General features: G+C 55.7%; 14 protein-coding genes. 12 read left to right on the top strand and 2 right to left on the bottom strand.

The genetic code is table 11. The features are described from left to right. Nucleotides 1–54 precede the first annotated feature (54 nt). Nucleotides 55–990 carry a LysR family transcriptional regulator gene (locus ACO6TI_RS30900; protein WP_422384025.1) on the top strand — a complete coding sequence of 312 codons (936 nt, stop codon included), beginning with the start codon at nt 55–57 and terminating at the stop codon, nt 988–990. A 16-nt stretch (nt 991–1006) separates the two neighbouring features. Here the strand turns inward: ACO6TI_RS30900 and ACO6TI_RS30895 are convergent, their stop codons facing one another. Then, the gene (locus ACO6TI_RS30895) at nt 1007–2287 is read right to left on the bottom strand and encodes a glycosyltransferase (RefSeq protein ID WP_422384024.1); all 1281 of its coding nucleotides are present in this window, start codon (nt 2285–2287) and stop codon (nt 1007–1009) included. A gap of 15 nt (nt 2288–2302) precedes the next feature. Then, a complete protein-coding gene (locus ACO6TI_RS30890) occupies nt 2303–2839 on the bottom strand; it encodes a winged helix DNA-binding protein (RefSeq protein WP_055114209.1) in 537 nt (178 codons plus the stop codon). Nucleotides 2840–3177: 338 nt separating this feature from the next. On the opposite strand from ACO6TI_RS30890, the gene ACO6TI_RS30885 reads away from it, so the two are divergent. The 11 genes from ACO6TI_RS30885 (at nt 3178) to ACO6TI_RS30835 (ending at nt 19175) form a co-directional block, all read left to right on the top strand. Beyond that, nucleotides 3178–4926, top strand: coding sequence for a type I secretion system permease/ATPase (locus ACO6TI_RS30885; protein ID WP_104701038.1), 1749 nt, complete (start codon nt 3178–3180; stop codon nt 4924–4926). Then, nucleotides 4923–6305 carry an HlyD family type I secretion periplasmic adaptor subunit gene (locus ACO6TI_RS30880; RefSeq protein ID WP_082442625.1) on the top strand — a complete coding sequence of 461 codons (1383 nt, stop codon included), beginning with the start codon at nt 4923–4925 and terminating at the stop codon, nt 6303–6305. The genes ACO6TI_RS30885 and ACO6TI_RS30880 overlap by 4 nt, the downstream gene beginning before the upstream one ends. A gap of 494 nt (nt 6306–6799) precedes the next feature. Further along, nucleotides 6800–7402, top strand: a complete 603-nt coding sequence (locus tag ACO6TI_RS30875; RefSeq protein WP_055113154.1) for a calcium-binding protein — start codon at nt 6800–6802, stop codon at nt 7400–7402. Between the two features lie 105 nt (nt 7403–7507). Beyond that, entirely contained in the window at nt 7508–9715 is a 2208-nt protein-coding gene (locus ACO6TI_RS30870) for a glycosyltransferase family 2 protein (RefSeq protein WP_196901043.1), read from the top strand. Then, complete coding sequence (locus ACO6TI_RS30865; RefSeq protein ID WP_422384023.1) at nt 9715–10563, top strand: class I SAM-dependent methyltransferase; 849 nt, start codon at nt 9715–9717, stop codon at nt 10561–10563. Before ACO6TI_RS30870 ends, ACO6TI_RS30865 begins: the two co-directional genes overlap by 1 nt. Next, nucleotides 10563–11819 (top strand): glycosyltransferase family 4 protein, encoded by a 1257-nt coding sequence (locus ACO6TI_RS30860; RefSeq protein WP_055113150.1) that lies wholly within the window; start codon nt 10563–10565, stop codon nt 11817–11819. The genes ACO6TI_RS30865 and ACO6TI_RS30860 overlap by 1 nt, the downstream gene beginning before the upstream one ends. A 10-nt stretch (nt 11820–11829) precedes the next feature. Continuing rightward, the gene (locus tag ACO6TI_RS30855; protein WP_144435932.1) at nt 11830–12594 is read left to right on the top strand and encodes a hypothetical protein; all 765 of its coding nucleotides are present in this window, start codon (nt 11830–11832) and stop codon (nt 12592–12594) included. Nucleotides 12595–12598: 4 nt separating this feature from the next. After that, nucleotides 12599–14851 (top strand): hypothetical protein, encoded by a 2253-nt coding sequence (locus ACO6TI_RS30850; protein WP_422384022.1) that lies wholly within the window; start codon nt 12599–12601, stop codon nt 14849–14851. Next, entirely contained in the window at nt 14851–16200 is a 1350-nt protein-coding gene (locus tag ACO6TI_RS30845) for a glycosyltransferase family 4 protein (RefSeq protein ID WP_104701045.1), read from the top strand. The genes ACO6TI_RS30850 and ACO6TI_RS30845 overlap by 1 nt, the downstream gene beginning before the upstream one ends. A 20-nt stretch (nt 16201–16220) precedes the next feature. After that, the gene (locus ACO6TI_RS30840; RefSeq protein WP_055113142.1) at nt 16221–17408 is read left to right on the top strand and encodes a polysaccharide pyruvyl transferase family protein; all 1188 of its coding nucleotides are present in this window, start codon (nt 16221–16223) and stop codon (nt 17406–17408) included. 237 nt (nt 17409–17645) lie between these two features. Beyond that, a complete protein-coding gene (locus ACO6TI_RS30835) occupies nt 17646–19175 on the top strand; it encodes a DUF6212 domain-containing protein (RefSeq protein ID WP_055113140.1) in 1530 nt (509 codons plus the stop codon). Nucleotides 19176–19179: the final 4 nt, after the last annotated feature.

Below are 19179 nucleotides of genomic sequence, written 5' to 3'. Positions count from 1 at the left end.
GAAAAAAACATATCCGTCTAATGTTATTTTGGTACGATATTATGTGAATCTGATATGTTTATTGACCCACGACACCTTGAGCAGCTTGCCGTCATCGTCGATTCGGAGACACTGCAGGAAGCAGCGGACAAAATCGGGACGTCCCAGCCGGCCTTGAGCCGCATGATCAAGTCGCTCGAAGCGCGCTCGGGCATGACGCTGTTTGACAGAGACAGCAAGCCTCTCAAAGCAACGCGTCTTTGTCTTGAACTCGCCAACCAGGGCAAGGCCGTGAAATCCGCACAGCGCAGAGCGATGGAATGCGTACAGCTTGCAGCGCAGGGGCGGGGTGGGTTCCTGAAGGTGGGTGTACCGCCTTTTCTCTGCCGGAGACTGGTTTCGGAAGCGGTGGCGAAATTCGTGTCTGAGCAGTCGGCAGCGCATATCGAACTTGTGCCTGATTATTATTCGGGTCTGCAGGAAAGGCTGCTTCAAAATGTGATCGATGTGATTGTCGCACCATCGAAATATGTCGATCACAGCAACGCGGATTTCATTCTGGAGCCGTTGTTCGAAGACACCAACGTGATCGTCGGCCGCGCCGGACATCCGCTATTTGGCAAGCGACAACTCACTGCAGAGGACTTGTCTGCCGTTACCTGGATAGGCCACTCCGACAGCAGCGTCTTGCGCTACGACATGGAGACAGCGCTGAAGCTCCTGGGATTGCGGCATTTGCATCTGGCCTTTCAGAGCGGATCGGCGGACGCGATCATCGAGGTTCTTCGCAATACCGATCTGCTGACCGTTCTGCCTCGCTATGCCATCTGTTCCGACAACAGTGATGGCATGGCAATCGCGCCGGTCGATTTGCCCAACTCGGTGCAGGTGATCTGCATGATAACTTTCTCGGGTCGGAATGAGAGCGAACTCATGCGGGCATTCAAGGTACACCTGCGCGAGCATGTCGCCGCAAAGAACATGAATGTCGACCTTCAAGCCGTGTTGTGAGCGATCGAACCGGGAACTATGTAACTTCTTCTTTCCTGTCGGGACCCGGGATCTCCCTGTCCCGCGATTGGGCGTGAGGCGATTGCGCACGCGATCCAAGCACCCGTGACAGCAGGCGCTGTGTTTTCACACAGCATTCATTGAGCTCATATCGGGACGCTATGGTTTTTCTTGCTTCCGTGCGCATCGCGTGGAACAGGTCAGGTTTCCAGAGTGCCTCTTCAATTCTTTCTGCAAACTCTTCGATCTTCCAGAAATCCACGAGCCGGCCGTTGACACCGTCTGTGACAACTTCTCGGACGGGAGGGGTGTCGGAAGCGATAATGGGGGCCCCGCAGGCCATGGCTTCGAGAAACGACCAGGACAACACGAACGGGTAGGTCAAGTAGACATGAGCTGCTGATACCTGAAACAGGCGCAGCAGATCCCGATGCGGTATCTGTCCAAGAAAGTGGATCCGCTCCGGAGGAAGTCCGGTTTCTTCCAGAAGGAGCTTCCGCCAGTTGGAATTGCCTTCCGGTCCGCTGCCGTAGCTGACTCCATCACCACCGGCAACCACGAACCTTGCTTGAGGATTTCGTTTGCCGACGATGGCAGCAGCTCGCATGAACTGCGGAAAACCCCTGTATGGTTCAAGATCGCGCGCGGCGAATGTGACAACCGGGTCGCCTGAGCTGAGGAGTGTCCCGTCCGGCAGACGGAATGTGGCCAGTGGATCAGGTCGCGCCCGTGACAGGTCGATGCCTTCGTGTTGCGCGACGATTTTCCGTTGATAGGCGCTCGGGTAGCGGCTTCTTTGCCATTGAGTCGGGCTGACGCCGCAATCCATCTGATCGAGTGTGGAAAGTTGTACGGCATTGCGCAGGCGCAGTGTCTGCCGCCTTGCAATGTCCATCTCCTCGGAAGGGGCAAAACCGACGTCGCCGCCTTTCGGCTGGAAGTAGTATTCGCAAAATCCGACCATTGCCGTGTCGGGAAGTGCATCCTTGACAAACATCATGCCGCCCCAGGCGATATGACCCATGACGATATCGGGGGGGCGGCCGTGCCGGGCGAGCCGCTGGAGGATATCGGCGACCCGTCGTCCGGCTTCCACATAGGGAACCGCCACGTCACCTTGTACGGCTCGCCCGGAGTCGGCTGCTGCACCATTTGCATAGCGAAGCACCCGAAGTCCCGGGACGGGCCTGTCAACGCTTTCGCACACCAGGGTAACAGTCCACCCGTCCAGAATGAGGCGGCGGGCAATATGAACGAATTGCCCGGGACCGCGCCGGTGCACGAAAACAATATGCATGGACAGAGACTCTGGTCAGAAACCGTTCCCCATGAGACGGCCGTTCCCCTGCTGGAGATCCGTTGCCCAGATCACTTCAAGCTTTCGCAGCAGCGCAAAGGTTTCTTCCAGGGCCATCCGGTCGCGTTCATTGCGGACAATCTGCGCCTGATTGACTTCGTCAGCAGCCTTGATCGCCTTGCAAAGGAGCTTGCCTTTCTCGGTCAGCCTGATCCGGGCTGAGCGTCTGTCTCTTGCCGATGCCGTTCGGTCGACATATCCGGACTGAACGAGCTGTTTCAGGCTGTAGGAAGCATTGGATCCCAGATAGTGACCACGATCCATCAGATCGCGCACAGACAGATCGTCGTCCCCGATCGTAAACAGAAGCATGGCGTGCGACGGCGAGATGTCATCGGCACCGATCCTGATCAGATCAACCCGCAACCGGTCGAGATATCGCCGGTACATTCTTTCTATCACACGCACGAGTTCGAAATGGTTTGCGTGAGCGTAGGGATTCAAATCGGCACGTGTGCCGGTTTCCGCTACATCATACGTATTGCTTTCCACCTTTGGTTTAGGGATGTCGATTCGACCATTTATTTGTTGTGGTGCATCAGTGAAGATTTTGTGCATATGCCCCTAACTCCCACCAAATTTCGAACTAAATTCGAAATAAATTCATTACCAAGTTGCTCCTTGTCTTCGCGAGGCTTTCGTTTTTTATTTATAATTTTATCTTTTGCATGGGAATCAATCGCATGCCACAATTAAATCCCAAACTTCATTCAATTTAGTCTACAAACCTTCGCCATTTATAGGGAAAAGATGTGTCGTTTTCTAGGCAATTACTAATTTTTTTCGCACCTGCGAATTCGTCTTTGAGTTGAATAGTTGGAGAATGATGCATGGCTGAGCAGGTGGAAGCGGCCGCAAAAGACCCGTCCCGGCTGGTTCGGGAAGCTCGCAAGACCTTTGCAACTGGTCTGATCGCGGCAGCCATCTTGAGCGGGTTCATCACGCTTTTGCAGCTGACCGCACCGCTGTTTATGCTCCAGGTTCACGACCGTGTTTTGAACAGTCAGAGCCTGGACACGCTGGGAATGCTTGTCGTAATCGCGGCCGGTTCGCTCGCTCTTTACGGTATTCTGGAGTTCATTCGCAGTCAGATTTTTCAGGTCATGGGCACGGAGTTCGTGCGCAGGCTCAATCACAGCGCGATCGAAGCAGGCGTGAAGTCATCTCTGGAAAAAGGGGGGAGTCTGGCTTCGGAAGTGCTCCGGGATCTGAATGACCTGCGCTCATTCATTACCAGCAACGCGATCAGTGCCCCCCTGGAAGCCCTCTGGGTGCCGATCTTCCTTGCGGTGCTTTTTATACTTCACCCGCTTTATGGTCTCCTGGCGGTTATTTCGGCTTTTGTTCTCATCGGCCTCAACATCATCTCCGACATGGCGACGCGTTCGCTTCTGAAAGAAGCCAATACCGCAAATGTCGAAAATGTCGCGACCATGGCGTCCACTTTGCGCCATGCGGAGACGATCGAGGCGATGGGGCTGATGCCTGCGCTTGCGCGGCGCTGGCGGAAAAATCAGGTGAATGCCAGCGAGCTGATGGCGCATGGTAGCCGACGGGGAAAGGCCATCCACGCGCTTACGCGCAGTTTGCGATTCGGCATGCAGATCGCCGTGCTTGCTCTTGGCGCCGACCTTGTTATCCAGGGGGAGGTGACGGCCGGAACAATGATTGCCGCGAGCATCATCACCGGACGATTGCTGCTGCCGTTCGACAACATGACCGAAAACTGGCGGCAGTGGGTCTTTGCCTTCACGGCCTGGGGACGGGTGCGCGAGGTTCTGGAGAACCATTCCTCCATCCGACAGTCCATTCCAACGCCGCCGAGTGAAGGCCCGCTCAAGGTCGACCGGCTGGTGTTCGTCGCGCCGAACACTCCGCTTCCGGTCATCAAGGGCGTTTCGTTCACCCTGGATCCAGGTGACGTTCTAGGCATCGTCGGACCCTCGGCGGCAGGGAAATCCACCCTTGCCCGGCTGCTGGTCGGAGCTCTGCAGCCGACAACGGGCGGCGTGTTCCTCGATGGGCATAATGTCTATCTTTGGGAACGGGCTTCCTTCGGGGCCATGGTCGGGTATCTGCCGCAATCGGTTTCGCTTCTCGACGGAACCGTCCGCGAAAACATCTCGCGCATGTATGATGCAGATCCGCAAATGGTGATCGACGCCGCCCGCTCGGCTGGCGTTCACGAGATGATCGGCCGCATGCCGCTTGGTTATGACACACCGGTCGGCGACAACAAGTACACCCTTTCTGGAGGGCAGAAGCAGCGTGTCGCGCTCGCACGGGCCCTGTTCGGACGTCCGAGGCTGCTTGTGCTGGATGAACCCAACGCGAATCTCGATACGGAAGGTGAGGTTGCGCTGCTCAGGGCGATCTCCAGCGCCAAGAAAAACGGAGCAATCGTGATCGTGATCGCGCACCGCCCGGCGATCATGGAGGCGACTGACAAGATCCTGGTCCTGGAAGACGGGCGGATCGGCCAGTTCGGTGAAAGAACCGAAGTCGTTAGCAATATTACCAGGCGATTGCCTGCGCCGAGCGCAGATCGTGCCCTGCCTGCAAGTGGAGAAGTGGCATGACGTCGCGCGCGGACAGCGAAACCAAGGTTCCGGCAAAGCTGCCGGACCTTGCGGTCAAGCCATTCTGGCAACAACCGGAACCTCCTGAACACAACAAGACCTCGAGCCTGCGTGGTCCGCTCATCGCGGCCTTCCTTGCGGTCGGGATTGGATTTGGCGGATTTCTGCTATGGGGATTGACCGCAGATCTTGACAGTGCCGCCGTGGCGACCGGAAAGGTGGTTGTCGACAGCAAGCGAAAGACGATTACGCATCTGGAAGGCGGGATTCTGCGCAGGCTGCTCGTGCAGGAAGGCGACTTCGTGAAATCGGGGCAGCCTCTTGTGGAACTCGATGATACGCGGGCGCGAGCGGATCTCGCGCAGTTGCGCGGCAAGAGAATCAGCCTGCTGGCAACGCTGGCGCGGCTGCGCGCCGAGCGCGACCTCAAGGGCGAGATCGAAATGCCGGCCGAGCTTTTGAGCAGCGATGCACAAACCGTGTCGGATGTGATGATCGCCGAGGAGCGCTTTTTCGAAAAGCGCCGCAAGGTCTACGAAGGCAAGGTGGCATTCCAGCAAAAGGAAATCGAGCAATTCGCAGCGCTGATTGAAGCCGCCGAAGCGCAGATCAAATCGAATACGCACCGTCAGTCCCTGATGGCAGAGCGGGTGGATGCCCTGAGCGGCCTTGCGAAGAAAGGGTTCGCATCAAAGGCCATGCTGAGTGAGGTCCAACTGGAGTTGAGTGAACTGATCGGCAACGGCGGCGAACTGGCGGCGGAAAAGGCCAAGTCGGAAAAGGCGAAGCAGGGGGCGGAAGTTGCCTTGCTGCAAGCCGAGCAGGAACTTCAGAGCGAAATTGCAAGCGAGATACTCCAGGCACAGCTGGAGCTGAACATTACCAACGAACAAATCATTTCTGCCAAGGACGTACTCGACCGGCTTGTGGTCTACGCACCGCAGGGGGGGATCGTCTACGATATCGAGAAACGGACACCCGGAGGCGTGGTCGAGCCGGGCAAGGCGATCATGGATATTGTCCCGCAGGACGAAAAGATGCTTGTTGAAGTCCGGATGAACCTCAAGGATATCGATCACGTCCGGGTAGGATCTGAGGCGCGCATCAGGCTGACCGCCTATGACAGGCGAAATGTACGTGCTCTCGATGGAGAAGTGACCTACGTCGCCGCCGACCAGAGCATCGACCAGCAGACGCAGGCCGCATTTTATGTCGTCAGGGCGGAAGTCAGTCCGCAGGAGTTGGCAAACAACCCTGTGGTCGCGCTTTATCCGGGCATGCCTGCGGAGGTGCTTATTGTTCGCAGGGCGAGAAAAGCGATGGAATATCTGCTTGAGCCACTTACGGAAAGTTTCAATCGCGCCTTCCGGGAAGATTGACCTTTTCCGATCGCATATCCGGCATATCCATCAATATAAAAAATAGCATGCAGCGCGCTGCATGCTATTTGTGCACTGCGGTATAAAAACCGGCACGCGCTTATTTCTACTCAAGAATTACAATCGTACATTCTATCAGAGCGAGCGTTCCGGATTCGGCAGGATTTCATTGCATTTATGATAACTATCAGAATTAATTGATAAAATTAAGATTTTCAATATTTGGTTGCAAGTCGGGTTTAGCTGATATTAATTCGAATTTATATGTAAAAAATGCACAATAGTCTGGTAATTTAAAAACATCATTCGAGTAATATTATATAAAATACTCAATAAACAAAATATTGCCTTACTTTTTTCACTATTCATCACTTTGAATTGAAAGATAAATGTGTATTGTAACTTTTGCATCGCAAGAAAACGGGGTTTGTGCGGCGCGGGGTGCCACGGTTTCCGGGGCGTTGTTTGAGTGACGTTAACTTCAGGAGTAAGCTATGGCCACAATAGAAGGCAGTGCTTTCGAGGATTTCCTATCGGGCACAAATGCCCAGGATTTCATTTTCGGTCTGGGCGCGTCGGATGTCATCGTCGGCAACGAAGGCGATGACTTTTTGTTCGGCGGCAAGGGCGGTGACCTCATCGTTGGCGGTGACGGAGCTGACAAGATTTTCGGGCAGGGTGGCGACGACGTTATTCTTGGCGGAGATCACAGCGACATCATCTTTGGCGGTTCGGGGTCCGACTATATCGAAGGCGGAGATGGTGGCGACATCATCCTCGGCGGCGAAGGAACCGACATCATTGACGGCGGTGCCGGTAATGATGTGATGTTCGGTGGCGGAAACCACGATGTTTTCGTTTTCAGTGGTGGTGGCGGCAACGACATTATCATGGACTTCCAGGTGGGTGATCTGGTTCAGATCTCCGCAAACATCAACAGCACCGGAATTGGTTCGGCTGCCGACGTTGCGGATCGCGCAACACAGGTCGGCAACAATACGGTCATCGATCTGGGCAACGGCGACACCGTCACGCTCAACAACATCGATACAGATGACCTGAAGGACAATCCGGAAGGCTTCATTGTCGTGACATAACATACTGTCCCCGGGCGCCCGGCTTGCCGGGTGTTCGGGGCAGTGCCTTTCTGCCCGGGCGCCTCTGTGTGCCCGGCATTTGTTCTCGCGTAATGAAGTTTAAACATGCTCGAAACTCTCGGCACATATGCGGAATCACCCTTTGATGCGCCGCAGTTTCTGCAGCTGACGCCCGATGTTTATCTTGTTGCCTGGGATCCTCCACATGCAGTCAACGCAGCGCCGCGGCTGGAAGAACTCGGGAGCGCCCAGTTTTCCGCAATGGCAAGTGTTCGTCTGGCGTTGCTGGATGGACGGTCGAGAATAATCTGGGCGCTTGCTCCGAAAGACAAATCCAGGCTGAGTTTGAAACTGACGGCAGGAACCATCGGATCCGGAGCGGAACTCACGGCGGACTTCAGTCAGTCCGTAAGTGCTGTGGACCCGTTCGCCCTGACGAATGGCCTGACACAGAACGCCTGCGCGTCGCTTGTCACAACGATCCTGAACACCTGGGCAGGCATGTTCAAGTTGGCGAGATCACGCAGTTTCGTCGGCTTCGCCACCAAATTGCTCCAATCAGTCAATGATGCGCCGAGTGTTGCCGACTGCGTTGCTTCGGTGAGCGGGACGTACCTTCTGGAAACATTTCTCAATAGTGAATGCGCAGAAATCTCGTCGGCTATCCTGATCGGTGACGCCGGTGTCAAGCGGCTTGATGGCGACATTTTCAATGAGTCTTACAACAACGGCCGGAACCGGCTGTTCCTGGGCACTGTTGATTTGGCGCAGCCACCTGCCAGAAGCCATCTGGTGTTGTCCGGTCCATGGGGACTTGCGATCCGGCGGCTGGAAGCGGAGGGCGCGGCGCGCTCGCTCGGAACATGGTGGGCTTCCAACGCGCGCAAACTTCCCGAAGTGCGCGACTATCTCATTACCAGACTGGGCGGAAGAACGCCGACGGCAAGGGCAGCCGTACGTGATCTGCAACTTGCTGAACCCATGCCGGCACGGCGGTATGGTGCGCTTGGCGAAACCGCGGCCTTTTGTGCTGTCGAAACGGCGATATCCGTTGACAGCGGTGTTCTGGTCGGGGGCTGGATGCGGGATCCAGGCAAATCGATCGAGGGCCTGGATGTTCTAACGGTCGAAACGGAACCGGTTCCCCTTGAGCTGCATGCGTTTGACGGCGTTCTGCCGGAAACGCAGGGTGGATACCCGATCAAGAAGTTCGTTGCATTCGCGCCGACCGGAGGCGCGCTGAGGCACCACATCCAGCCACGTCTCGAGCTTCGACTCGCGTCCGGAGAACGGACCTCGCTTGTACCTCCGCCGCAACCAAGCGATGCCGCAGAAAGCCGCGCAAACGCTCTTTCCATTATTCCGCCCCGGCATGCGACAGATGCGCTGATCTCCGGATGCCTGGCACAACCTCTTGCAGACCTGCAGGACAACTTTCGCAAGCAGGTCGGTGGTCCAACCGAGATTCTGATCGGAACGCAGACACAAAATCCTGTCGTTTCCATCGTGATCCCGCTTTACAAGATCTACGAATTCATGAAGCCGCAACTCGCCGCATTCGCGGCGGACAGATGGCTTGCTGAAAATGCAGAAATCATCTTTGTGCTCGATTCCCCGGAGCAGGCGACGCATGTCGAAGACCTGCTTATCGGTTTTCACCTTCTTTATGGTTTGCCGATCCGGATGATCGTGATGGAACAGAACGGCGGATACGCGCTTGCCTGCAACGCCGGCGCTTCAAAGGCCAACGGCCGATACCTGGCGATGGTCAACTCTGATGTGGTGCCTCTGGACAGCGGCTGGCTGGAGCAGCTGTGTGCCTGTCTGATGATGGATGAACAGGTCGGTGCGGCGGGGGCCAAACTGCTCTATGCCGACAATGCCATTCAGCATGCCGGTCTCAAATTCATTCAGGATGAAAAAGGCCGCTGGTTCAATCATCACTATTTCAAGGGGTTTCCGCGTCACTTCCCGCAAGCCAGCACCTCGCGCGAGGTCCCAGGGGTAACGGGCGCCTGTCTCGTTCTGTCACGCTCCGATTTCGAGGAGGCGGGAGGATATACGACCGACTTCATCATTGGTGACTATGAAGACAGTGATCTTTGTTTGAAATTGAGAAGCAGTAATAAAAAGATTTATTACCTTGGCGATGTTGAGCTTTATCATTTTGAGCGCGTTTCCATAAGCAAAAATGGGGATTACACGCGCGGTGTTGCTTCTCAATACAATCGCTGGCTTCAGCAATTCAGGTGGGAACAGGAAATAATGGATGTGATGTCCTCGATTGGTGCTCGGGACGGGATGGCAATCTGATGAACTCTCCCGTCATGATCGAAGACACCGTGAGACTAAAACCCGCCGCCATCGCGGGCGACCGGTTGGCGCTTCTTCAAAAGACCATTCAGCGCAACCGGTATCTGCCGGTACCACCGAGCGAGGAGAACTTCGTCGGTGACGGAGATTTTCTGGCAATCGGTACTGAATTTCTTGGATATTTTGTCGAACTCGGCGGATTGAACGAGCACGAACGGGTATTGGATATCGGCTGCGGGATCGGGCGCATGGCGGTGCCTCTGACCCAATATCTCGATCCTGACAGAGGGCGTTACACCGGTATCGATCCCGCATCTCCCGGCATTCAATGGTGCACGCGGCAGATCGGGTCCATCTATCCGAACTTCCGGTTCATGCACCTTGATATTGCAAACGATCTCTACAATCCGGACGGCTACATAAAAGGCGCGGAAATCAAGTTGCCGTTCGCCAACGGGTCCTTTGACTACGCAATCATGACCTCCGTCGTAACCCATTTGCCGCCAACTGAAATCGAGCCCTATTTTCACGAAGTGTCCCGGCTGCTGGACAAGGGCGGGCGGCTGTTCCTGTCGGCATTCATCATGAATACCGACACGCAGCCCGGCTCAGAAAAACTCACTCCCAGAATCCGGTTCCAGCGCGCAGGCGCGGGTCCCGCCTGGTACGGCAACGCGCAAGCCCCGCTGGCAGCAGTGGCATTTGATGACGGTTTCCTGGACAGGGCCCTGAACGCGGCCGGTTTTGAAATCGCGTTGAAGAAACTCGGTCACTGGCGCGGACAGACCGGAAGCCAACACTACCAAGACATGTTCGTCGCGGTGAAAACATCGCGGGGCCGGCGTTGATGAAAATTCTGGTCTTTGCCCACAATCATCCCGAACTTCATCCCGGTGGAACCGAGACCGTTGCACTCGAGTTATCGAAGGCTTACCGGGAAGCGGGGCACGAGGCCCTTTTTGTCGGTGCAACCAATCAATTGCATCGGGAGCCGCATCCCGGAACCAGTTTTCAGGCGATCAGTGACAGCGGCGACGAACTCCTGATGTGGGCGGGGCACTTCGACCGGTTCAACATGAGCCAGGTGGATCTGCGTGCCTTTGTTCCAGACATGACAGCGCTTCTGGAAAGCTACCGGCCTGACGTCATCCACATTCACCATCTGCTGCTTTTCGGCGTTGAGTTGCCGGTTCTGATCCGGCGCGTCCTGCCAGACGTTCGCATCGTCATGACGCTTCACGACTACTATGCGATCTGTGCCAATGACGGCGTCCTGATGCAGAGCCCCGATGAACCCTGCGCAGCTTTGGGACCAGGTGGCTTGTGCAAGTGCCTGGAGGCTGCGAAGCCCAACGACATGCGATTGCGTGAGCGTTTCATCAAGACCCATCTGGGTGCGGTGGACCAGTTTGTTGCACCCAGTGCATTCCTGCGGGATGTCTATGTCCGCTGGGGTCTGCCTGCGGACAAGATCGGCATCATTCGCAACGGCAGGCCGGACGTGGAACCGGTGCCGGGCCGCGCGTCGAGCGACGTTCCCAAGCGAGTGTTCGGCTTCTTCGGAAATCTGACGCCCTGGAAAGGCATTGAGGTTCTGCTGCAGGCTGCGCAGGTCCTGATCGAGCGCGAAGTCGAATTCGAATTGCGCGTGCACGGCGGGGCACCGTTTCAGAGCACCGAGTTTATCGAAAGGATCGAAACCCTGTTCAAGGCGACCGCGCCTCATGTCGTGAGGCTTGGTCCATACAAACCTCATGATGTTCCAGACCTTATTGGTCCTGTCGACTGGGTGGTCGTGCCATCGGTCTGGTGGGAGAATGCTCCGCTTGTCATTGCCGAGGCACAGCAGCATGAACGGCCGGTGATCGTCACTGGAGTCGGAGGCATGGCCGAGGCCGTCCGGGACGGCACAGATGGCCTGCATATCCGTCGAAATGACCCGATCAGCCTGGCCGCCGTGATGAAGGCTGCCGCAGACGATCCGGGCCTTTACCGCAACCTTGCAGAAAACACACGACGGCCGCCCGACGTGGCGACGGTGGCGAAACAGTATCTTGAGTTGTTCATTGACCAGCACCGGAGAGTGAGTGACCCGGCAGCCTAGCGAGACGATCATGACCGCAGCAAAGTTGGAAGACAAAACTGCGCAGGCAGAAGCAGACCAGAACAGCGCTCCGAAGATCCAGGGGCGGGTGGATGCGTATGAACAGGGCCGCCTGCTCGGTTGGGCCTGGGATGCAGCGAACCCTGCAGACCGGATGACGATCCATGTGCTTCATGACGGCGAACGTCTCATGAGCAAGACCGCGGATGCACAGCGTATAGACCTGCAACGCAACGGGATCGGCGACGGGGCCTACGCCTTTGATCTTGAACTGCCCCAGGCTGCGGCGTCGGCACCTGAGGGACTGTCCATTGTCGCCGAATCGCCACGAGACGGAACGCAATCGACGCTGCCGCGTCCGAGCGTGGAAGAACGCGCGGCGGAGGCAGCAATCGCGCTGCCATTGTCGCTGGTGATGAAAAAACTGGACCGGGTGATCTCCATTCAGGGAAAGAGCGCAATCGGCCAGCGGGACGCAACCGAATTGCTGAAGAAGACAACCCAGAGGATCGACACTCTTGCCTCGAAAGAAGGAGAGCTTGGCGAGGCAATGGCCATTCTCAAGAACGGTCAGGGCGATCTTGCGCAGCGCGTCAAGGAACTCGAGGTGTTTCTGCTGCGTTTCGATACGACGCTCAAGAGCTTTGACGACCGCTTGATCGCGCTCGGTGACAGAAACCGGAACGGTCTCAAGGTGCATCTGCTTTTGCTCGCAATATTGCTCGGCTTCGTCGGCGGCATGGTGTTTGCCGCTGCAGGCGGATTGTGGAGCTAGAGCAATGGAACAGGTCGTCACACTCGAAGGAGCACAGAAACTGACCGGCACGAACCTGGAACAAAGGGGTATCGCTCCGGGAGCCTCCGGTCAGCCGGTACCCGTTCTTCCTCTTGACGGCCGAAGCGTTGTTTACACTGTGTTGGATCACGATACGGTAATCGTTGCGGGGGTAGGCGAAAATTTCGCGCTGAACCTCCCGGCTGTGTTGAATGACGACCCGAGTGACACGGCACAGGCCTCAATGGTGATGTTGTCCGGCAACACCCAGAAATCGGCGCCGTTTCTTGCGATCCTGTTCCTGCATTCTGCGGCGCCTTCCAAACTGGAACGCGTGACATTTCGTGCCAAGGGACATGCTCATCCCTACACGGTCAAATATGGCCCGGTCGAATTCGATACTTTTGCGAAGCTTGTTACCGATGCTGCCCCGCAATCCGAAACGAGTGTCGTCGACAAGCTGATCGATGTTCTTTTTTCGGGAAAAACCGAAGCGAAAAGTCAGCAATTGGCTGCCAAACTCGTTGGACATGTTGCCCGTCGGGACGGGTTTGTCGAAATGATCGGCCAGTTTGACGAAGGCGATATCTACGTCCAGGGCTGGTCGAAGGAATTGCCTGCCGGAAACAACCGCGTCTTCGTTTTCGACGGGTCCCTCAACGTGGCGGATTTCAGCTGTTGCCTGTTCGAGAGAAAGGACACGGGAGGCAAGGCGGCAGGTTTTTCAGGCATTCTCGATCCGGGTGAGCCGCTGGCCACATCATCGATACGCAATCTGTTTTTTCGTGGACGTTCCGGCTGGAACAAAGTTGACGTCCACGACAAGCGCACAATCTCAACTGCGCGTGCCCTTCCGGGGCAAATCCGGGCTCTCCTTCCCAGGCTCGGCGTTGCCGGGGATGGAAGAAGCAGGCTTGAAACAGCTGCTCAACGGTTTGATGGTCGGGAGACCGTCAGCGAACTGGATGTGCCGGTCCGTGTCGGCATTGATTTTTGTGCCGCGACAAACACGGGAGAGGTTATTCTGTGCGGCTGGCTGCTCAATCCCGAGGACCATGTGGATGCGGTTCATCTTCGCGCCGGAAACACGTTTGCGCGGCTCGACGAGACATGGACGTCTTTGAACCGTCCGGATGTTACCAAGGCCTTCGAAGATCTTTCACCGTTCCTGCGCGGGGCCGGCGGGCAAAATCGTCATGGGTTCCTGGTGTGCGTCGGGGAATTGGATACCTGCCTGAAGGAGAAGCCGTATCTGGAGATCGTTCTGAAGGATGGTCGGTCTGCCTATGCGCCGCTTGCCCTCGGGCAGACAACGCTGCGGTCTGCGCTGCGCCGGCTTGTCGCCGGGCTTGATCCTGCGGTTGCTTCCGAGACAGACATTATCGAACGCCAGTTTTTGCCCATTCTGGGCACCGCCGTTTCGCCCGAACCCTCGGTCGCCGATTTTCTGGATATTGGTGCCGTTCCCGAAACGGCATCCAGATCCATTGTGGTGGGTCTGGACGGTGCGGTCGAAAAGATCAGAACACTCCTCCCTATTCTGGCACTCGATCCGTTCCTGCGCGGAACTCCGATCGTGTTGTCGGCTTCTTCCTCCGTGCTGAGTGAACAGCTCCAGGAAATAAAACGGATCGCGACGCTGTATGGAATGGCGGTGCGAACTGTTGCAGCCCGAAACGTTGAGGACAAACTCGACGCCCTCCAGGCCGGGATGGAAACGGCGCCTTCCGATATGGTTGTTTGCCTCAATTCCAGCGTTGTACCCTTGGTGCCCGGCTGGCTGGAACCGTTGGTATCTGCTTACCAGGAACGAGAAGGCAGTTGTCTCGTGACACCGACAATCCTTTATGAGGACGATACGATCCGCTGGGCAGGAACCTGGATCGACAAGGAAGGTGGCAGCCATGTCCTGAAGCAGCATTATGTCGGGTATCCGCGGCGAACCCTTCTTGGGGCGGAAAGCTGCGAAGTGGTCGCATCGACCTTCGATTGCTGTGTGTTGCCGAAGTCGGCGTTGCCGGAATCCGGCGGCTTTGCGCGCAGCTATCTCGGTACGGATGAAAAAGGTATGGACGCGACGCTGAAGCTGAGGCGTTGGGGTTTGAAGTCCTACTGGGTGCCTCAAGTGGAAATGGTTCACCCGGAAGACGGACGTGGCAGTGAACGCCTCTGGAACAAGATTGTCGGCCAGCACGACCGAAGCCAGTTTGAGCGCACCTGGACAACGTCGTTTGCCGGGTTGAAGGAGACATCGTGATGGAGACGGCAGCGACATCGGACGACAAGCCGGAAAGCGAAACCGTGCGCGTGCTGGTCATATCGCACGGACATCCCGAACTTTCACTCGGCGGTGCCGAAGTTGCGTCCTACAATCTGCATCAGGGATTGAAGTCGGTTTCCGGTTCACAGTCTTTTTTTCTGGCGCGTGTAGGAGACGGATATCCAAGGCATGGCAGGTCCGCCCTTATGGGTGTTGCTGACGCGGAAGATGAACTGCTCTTTCATGCCGACGAATATGACCCGTTCCTGATTTCCAATCGCAACACATCAGATCTGCAGTCTGACCTGCGCCGCTTTGTCGGGTCTCTCAAACCCGACATTGTCCATTTTCACCATTTTATCGGGTTGGGGCTGGAAGCGCTTCACGTCGTTCGCGACGCATTGCCGGACAGTACAATCTTCGTCACTCTTCACGAGTTTCTGCCGATTTGTCACAACCATGGCCAGATGGTCAAAACCGGGACGCATGCGCTGTGCCGGACGGCTTCGCCGATCGCGTGCCACAACTGTTTTCCGGACATTGAACCCGGGACATTCCTGCGTCGGAAGCAATTCGTTCAATCGATGCTGGGTCTGGCTGACCGCTTCATAACGCCGAGCAGGTTTCTTGCCGAGAGATATCAGCAATGGGGGCTTCCCGGAGACAAGATTTCGGTTATCGAAAACGGTTTGAACGTCAGAGAAAAAGCGGAGCCGCGACGGCTGAAAAATGATGGGGATCGTCGCTCGCGTTTCGCCTTCTTCGGACAGATGACCCCCTACAAGGGTGTCGATGTTTTGCTTGATGCCGTGCAGCGTATTCCGGAGGACGTCTGGGGCGACGATGCTTCCTTGACGATTTTTGGTGGCAACCTCGAGCGGCAACCCGAAGATTTCCGGGCGAAAATTGCCGATCTCATCGAAAGGACCGGCAATCGGGTCCGGTTTGCCGGTCCATACCAGAACAAGGATATGCCGGCCCTCATGCGCCAGGTTGATTGGGTCCTGATGCCTTCTGTCTGGTGGGAGAATTCGCCGGTCATCATCCAGGAAGCCTTTTTTCACGGCCGGCCACTGATCTGCAGTGGTATCGGAGGGATGGCGGAAAAGGTGCGTAACGGCGTCGACGGATTGCATTTTCTGGCAGGCAGTCCGGAAGACCTGTCGGATCGTATGTCGGAAACTCTTGAAAACAAAGATCTTTGGAACACGCTGCGAGCAGGTATCAAGGAGCCGAAGGACTACCGGTCCAGTGCCCGGGAACACCTGGCGTCCTATCGCTCAGCCATTGGAAACCGGTTTTCCGCGGGACCTGCGCTCCCCGGTGAGCTGCGGCAAAGCGCGTGAAAATAATAAAAGGAACAGAGATGCCTCGCGTATTGGTCATGATCCCGTCGGGTGAAGTTTACAATCACGACAGTGTGCGCTGGTACAGGTATCAGGATGTTCAAAGGAGCATAAATCACTACCACAATATTGGTGATGCCTTTGTTTTCGATTCAACGCTGAAGCTGCTGAATTTCACCAAGTTACGGACGCTGACGATCAGCGAATTCCGCGAAGAAGATGTCGACCGGCTTCGTGAGGAATTCGACTATGTCGTGCTGCGCGGCTCAAACTACATTCACAGCGAGATGGACTGGGAGTGTGCCGAGGCGGTTCTAAAACGTCTTGGATTGCCGGTTCTGGCTTTCGGTATCGGTGCGCAAGCGCCGGTTGACGGCAGGATCGAACTGTCTGAATCCACCAAAAACGTGTTGAGGCTGATTTCAGATTCCACAGAAAGTGTCGGTGTCAGGGGTGCTTACACGGCGCAGGTTCTCTCGGATCTTGGAATTCGCAACGCGAGGATCATCGGTTGCCCCACGGCGTTTCGCAAGAATGACCCTGAGTTGAAGATTTCGCTTCCCAAAGTTGATGAGGTGAGAAAGATCGGTCTCACGATTCGGCGAGAGGTTTCACCTGCCTATGCCAGGGACATCAGACAATATCTCACTTTTCATCGAAACCTGATCAAGTCGTTCGCTGGAAGGTTCGAGACTACTCTGTTTGCCCAGGGCGAGATCGAGGAAAAGAAGCTCGTTCTCGGAACACCGGACCAAAAAGAGGAGGCCATATCGTCCTTGAAGGACAATTCATGGGTCTCGCAATGGTACATGGATGAAGACGTCGAGCGGCTCTACCGCACACGTCTTTTCTATTCGGACGTGGTTGCCGACTACGACGCAGCAGTAAGCGCATGCGACCTGGTGCTCGGTTACAGATTACACGGTAACCTCATGGCGCTGGCGAACGGCATTCCGTCGATTTATTTCACTTATGACAGTCGAACCCGCGAGTTTGCAGATACGTTCAAGATACCCAGCTTCGACGTTTTTTCAGACAAAGTGTTCCGGTTGAGCGACTTTTGGGATCAATCCAGCTTCGATGGGTTCAACGGCGCTTACCGGCAGGTTTTTGCTGCAATGCAAAATTTCCTGAATGAAAACAACATTGATCATAAAATGGGTAAGAGTAGTGAAATTTCCCAATTCAAAAAGGCTGCTACCGTGTAATTTTCAAATAATATTTCGAAATTCATCGTAATTTATGAATACTAATTGACTATTTTGCAAATAAACTAATAGATTAATTTAATAAAAGACGTTAAATACATAAAAAACTTGAAATATTACTTTTATATGCCGTATTGTCGTCACAAAATAGCATGAGTTTCTGGCTATGTACTTGGTTATCTTGCGGCGGCATTTCCCGAAAATTATGCCAAAGCAGTACAAATTTTGGGGGCGTTTATGACAGTCGTGGCCACGCAAGAGGCATATCCAGTCGACAAACCGGCGATTGAGGAGCGCCTCCTCAAGGACCTGACACTGATCGTCGTCGGAGTTGCGAGGCAGGAGCTGCCAATGGCCCTGCTGGGTGCAGTGCAAACAGTCTGGTTCGAAGGCGTGTCGGACGGACATGCTCTGTTTTCCGACGAAAAGGGATCGGTTTTTCAAGTCGTCGAGGCACCGGTTTTGCCGCTGGCAATCCTGGCTGATCCGGGGGCGTCACCTGAAGCGGACACCTTGTACAAATGGTTGCATCGGCAGGACGCCGTGCAGCTTCCTTCCGTCGTCGGCTGGGCCCGCGGGCGCGAAAGTGAGGCGATTTCTTCGATCGTTGCACTGGTGGCAGAACACGTCAAATCGGCCGCCAGACGCCTGGTGTTGTCAAACAGGGAACTCAGGACACTCCGGAACCTGAACGATGATCTGCAGAACCGGTTCGCCGCGATTGAATCGTTCCTGAACAGGCATGGCCTTCAACCTCTCGATCTGGTGTTCAGCAATGAACCGGCGGAAAATCCACTCAACGCCAACGTATTGGCCAGTGCTTCGCGCGACGGGATCAGTCAGATCCTGCCTGTGCCGAGTTCGGGCGTGAGCGGTGTTTCGGTTCATCTTGACCAGCCGGTGGGCCGCCAGGATCTCAAGTTGCGCGCGCAACTTGTCACTCTCGAGGACCTGCGCATTGTCGATACATGGCAGATTTCCAGCGGTGACCTGACAACCGGCTGGAACATTTTCGGCTTGTCCAAGTCAACGGCTGGGCTCAACCGCACCCTGGAATTCCGGCTTCAGGTCGAAGACGCTGATGAGGACGTGCCGCTTCTGTCGCTGGGAAGCCTGCAGCCGATCGAGATGTTTCAGGTGCGGGATGCGGCAAACGGCATGCCCGTTCTGAAGAACAGCCTGGCCTTGCAGGTCTGGGGTGGCATCCCGGGCGTGTCCATGCCGCCGTCGGCAAACTACATTCCCGCACAATCGCAGCAAGTCGGGCTCAGCGAAGGGTTCCGCGACATGCCGATTGCCCCTGGCATTCTTGAGCATGCCAGCCTCGCAAACACGGATGAAGTCTCCTTTGATTTTGAAGCGATCATGCCTTTGCCTGCGGAACGGGCCATTGGCTGCCATCCACCGGCCGAAGGGATAACGATCGGAGAACTGCCCGCCGCGTGTCCACCGCAAATCATCCGTATGTCCGCCAAGGCCTTCATCGACAACAGCCGTGCCGCCGATATCGATTTTGCGATAGCGGTTGCCGGAAATCTCGAAGCGGCCAAGGCATTGTTCCGTGAACAACGGGAACAGACTGTCGGTGAAGCCTTTTCCGGATGGAAAACCGTGTCCTTCGGCGAGAGTGCCCACTTGAGTGCATTTGCCAGCGAGCAGGTTGGTGCCTGGCAGAATGTCTATTTCGCAACGAGGATGAATGAAGCAGGTGGCAATGATTTCGCCTGGGCAAAATTTGCGAATTTCCGCGCTGTTGTGAACGGATGACGAC

It is taken from the genome of Roseibium album (assembly GCF_965233825.1).
GTDB lineage: Bacteria > Pseudomonadota > Alphaproteobacteria > Rhizobiales > Stappiaceae > Roseibium > Roseibium album.
The sequence above is the reverse complement of the archived record's forward strand: the minus strand, read 5'-3'. Positions and strand labels throughout refer to the sequence as shown.

Coding starts and splice junctions, on each gene's coding strand:
- ACO6TI_RS30900 (WP_422384025.1), top strand. CDS start 55: ATGTTTATTGACCCACGACACCTTGAGCAGCTTGCCGTCATCGTCGAT.
- ACO6TI_RS30895 (WP_422384024.1), bottom strand. CDS start 2,287: ATGCATATTGTTTTCGTGCACCGGCGCGGTCCCGGGCAATTCGTTCAT.
- ACO6TI_RS30885 (WP_104701038.1), top strand. CDS start 3,178: ATGGCTGAGCAGGTGGAAGCGGCCGCAAAAGACCCGTCCCGGCTGGTT.
- ACO6TI_RS30880 (WP_082442625.1), top strand. CDS start 4,923: ATGACGTCGCGCGCGGACAGCGAAACCAAGGTTCCGGCAAAGCTGCCG.
- ACO6TI_RS30875 (WP_055113154.1), top strand. CDS start 6,800: ATGGCCACAATAGAAGGCAGTGCTTTCGAGGATTTCCTATCGGGCACA.
- ACO6TI_RS30870 (WP_196901043.1), top strand. CDS start 7,508: ATGCTCGAAACTCTCGGCACATATGCGGAATCACCCTTTGATGCGCCG.
- ACO6TI_RS30865 (WP_422384023.1), top strand. CDS start 9,715: ATGAACTCTCCCGTCATGATCGAAGACACCGTGAGACTAAAACCCGCC.
- ACO6TI_RS30860 (WP_055113150.1), top strand. CDS start 10,563: ATGAAAATTCTGGTCTTTGCCCACAATCATCCCGAACTTCATCCCGGT.
- ACO6TI_RS30855 (WP_144435932.1), top strand. CDS start 11,830: ATGACCGCAGCAAAGTTGGAAGACAAAACTGCGCAGGCAGAAGCAGAC.
- ACO6TI_RS30850 (WP_422384022.1), top strand. CDS start 12,599: ATGGAACAGGTCGTCACACTCGAAGGAGCACAGAAACTGACCGGCACG.
- ACO6TI_RS30845 (WP_104701045.1), top strand. CDS start 14,851: ATGGAGACGGCAGCGACATCGGACGACAAGCCGGAAAGCGAAACCGTG.
- ACO6TI_RS30840 (WP_055113142.1), top strand. CDS start 16,221: ATGCCTCGCGTATTGGTCATGATCCCGTCGGGTGAAGTTTACAATCAC.
- ACO6TI_RS30835 (WP_055113140.1), top strand. CDS start 17,646: ATGACAGTCGTGGCCACGCAAGAGGCATATCCAGTCGACAAACCGGCG.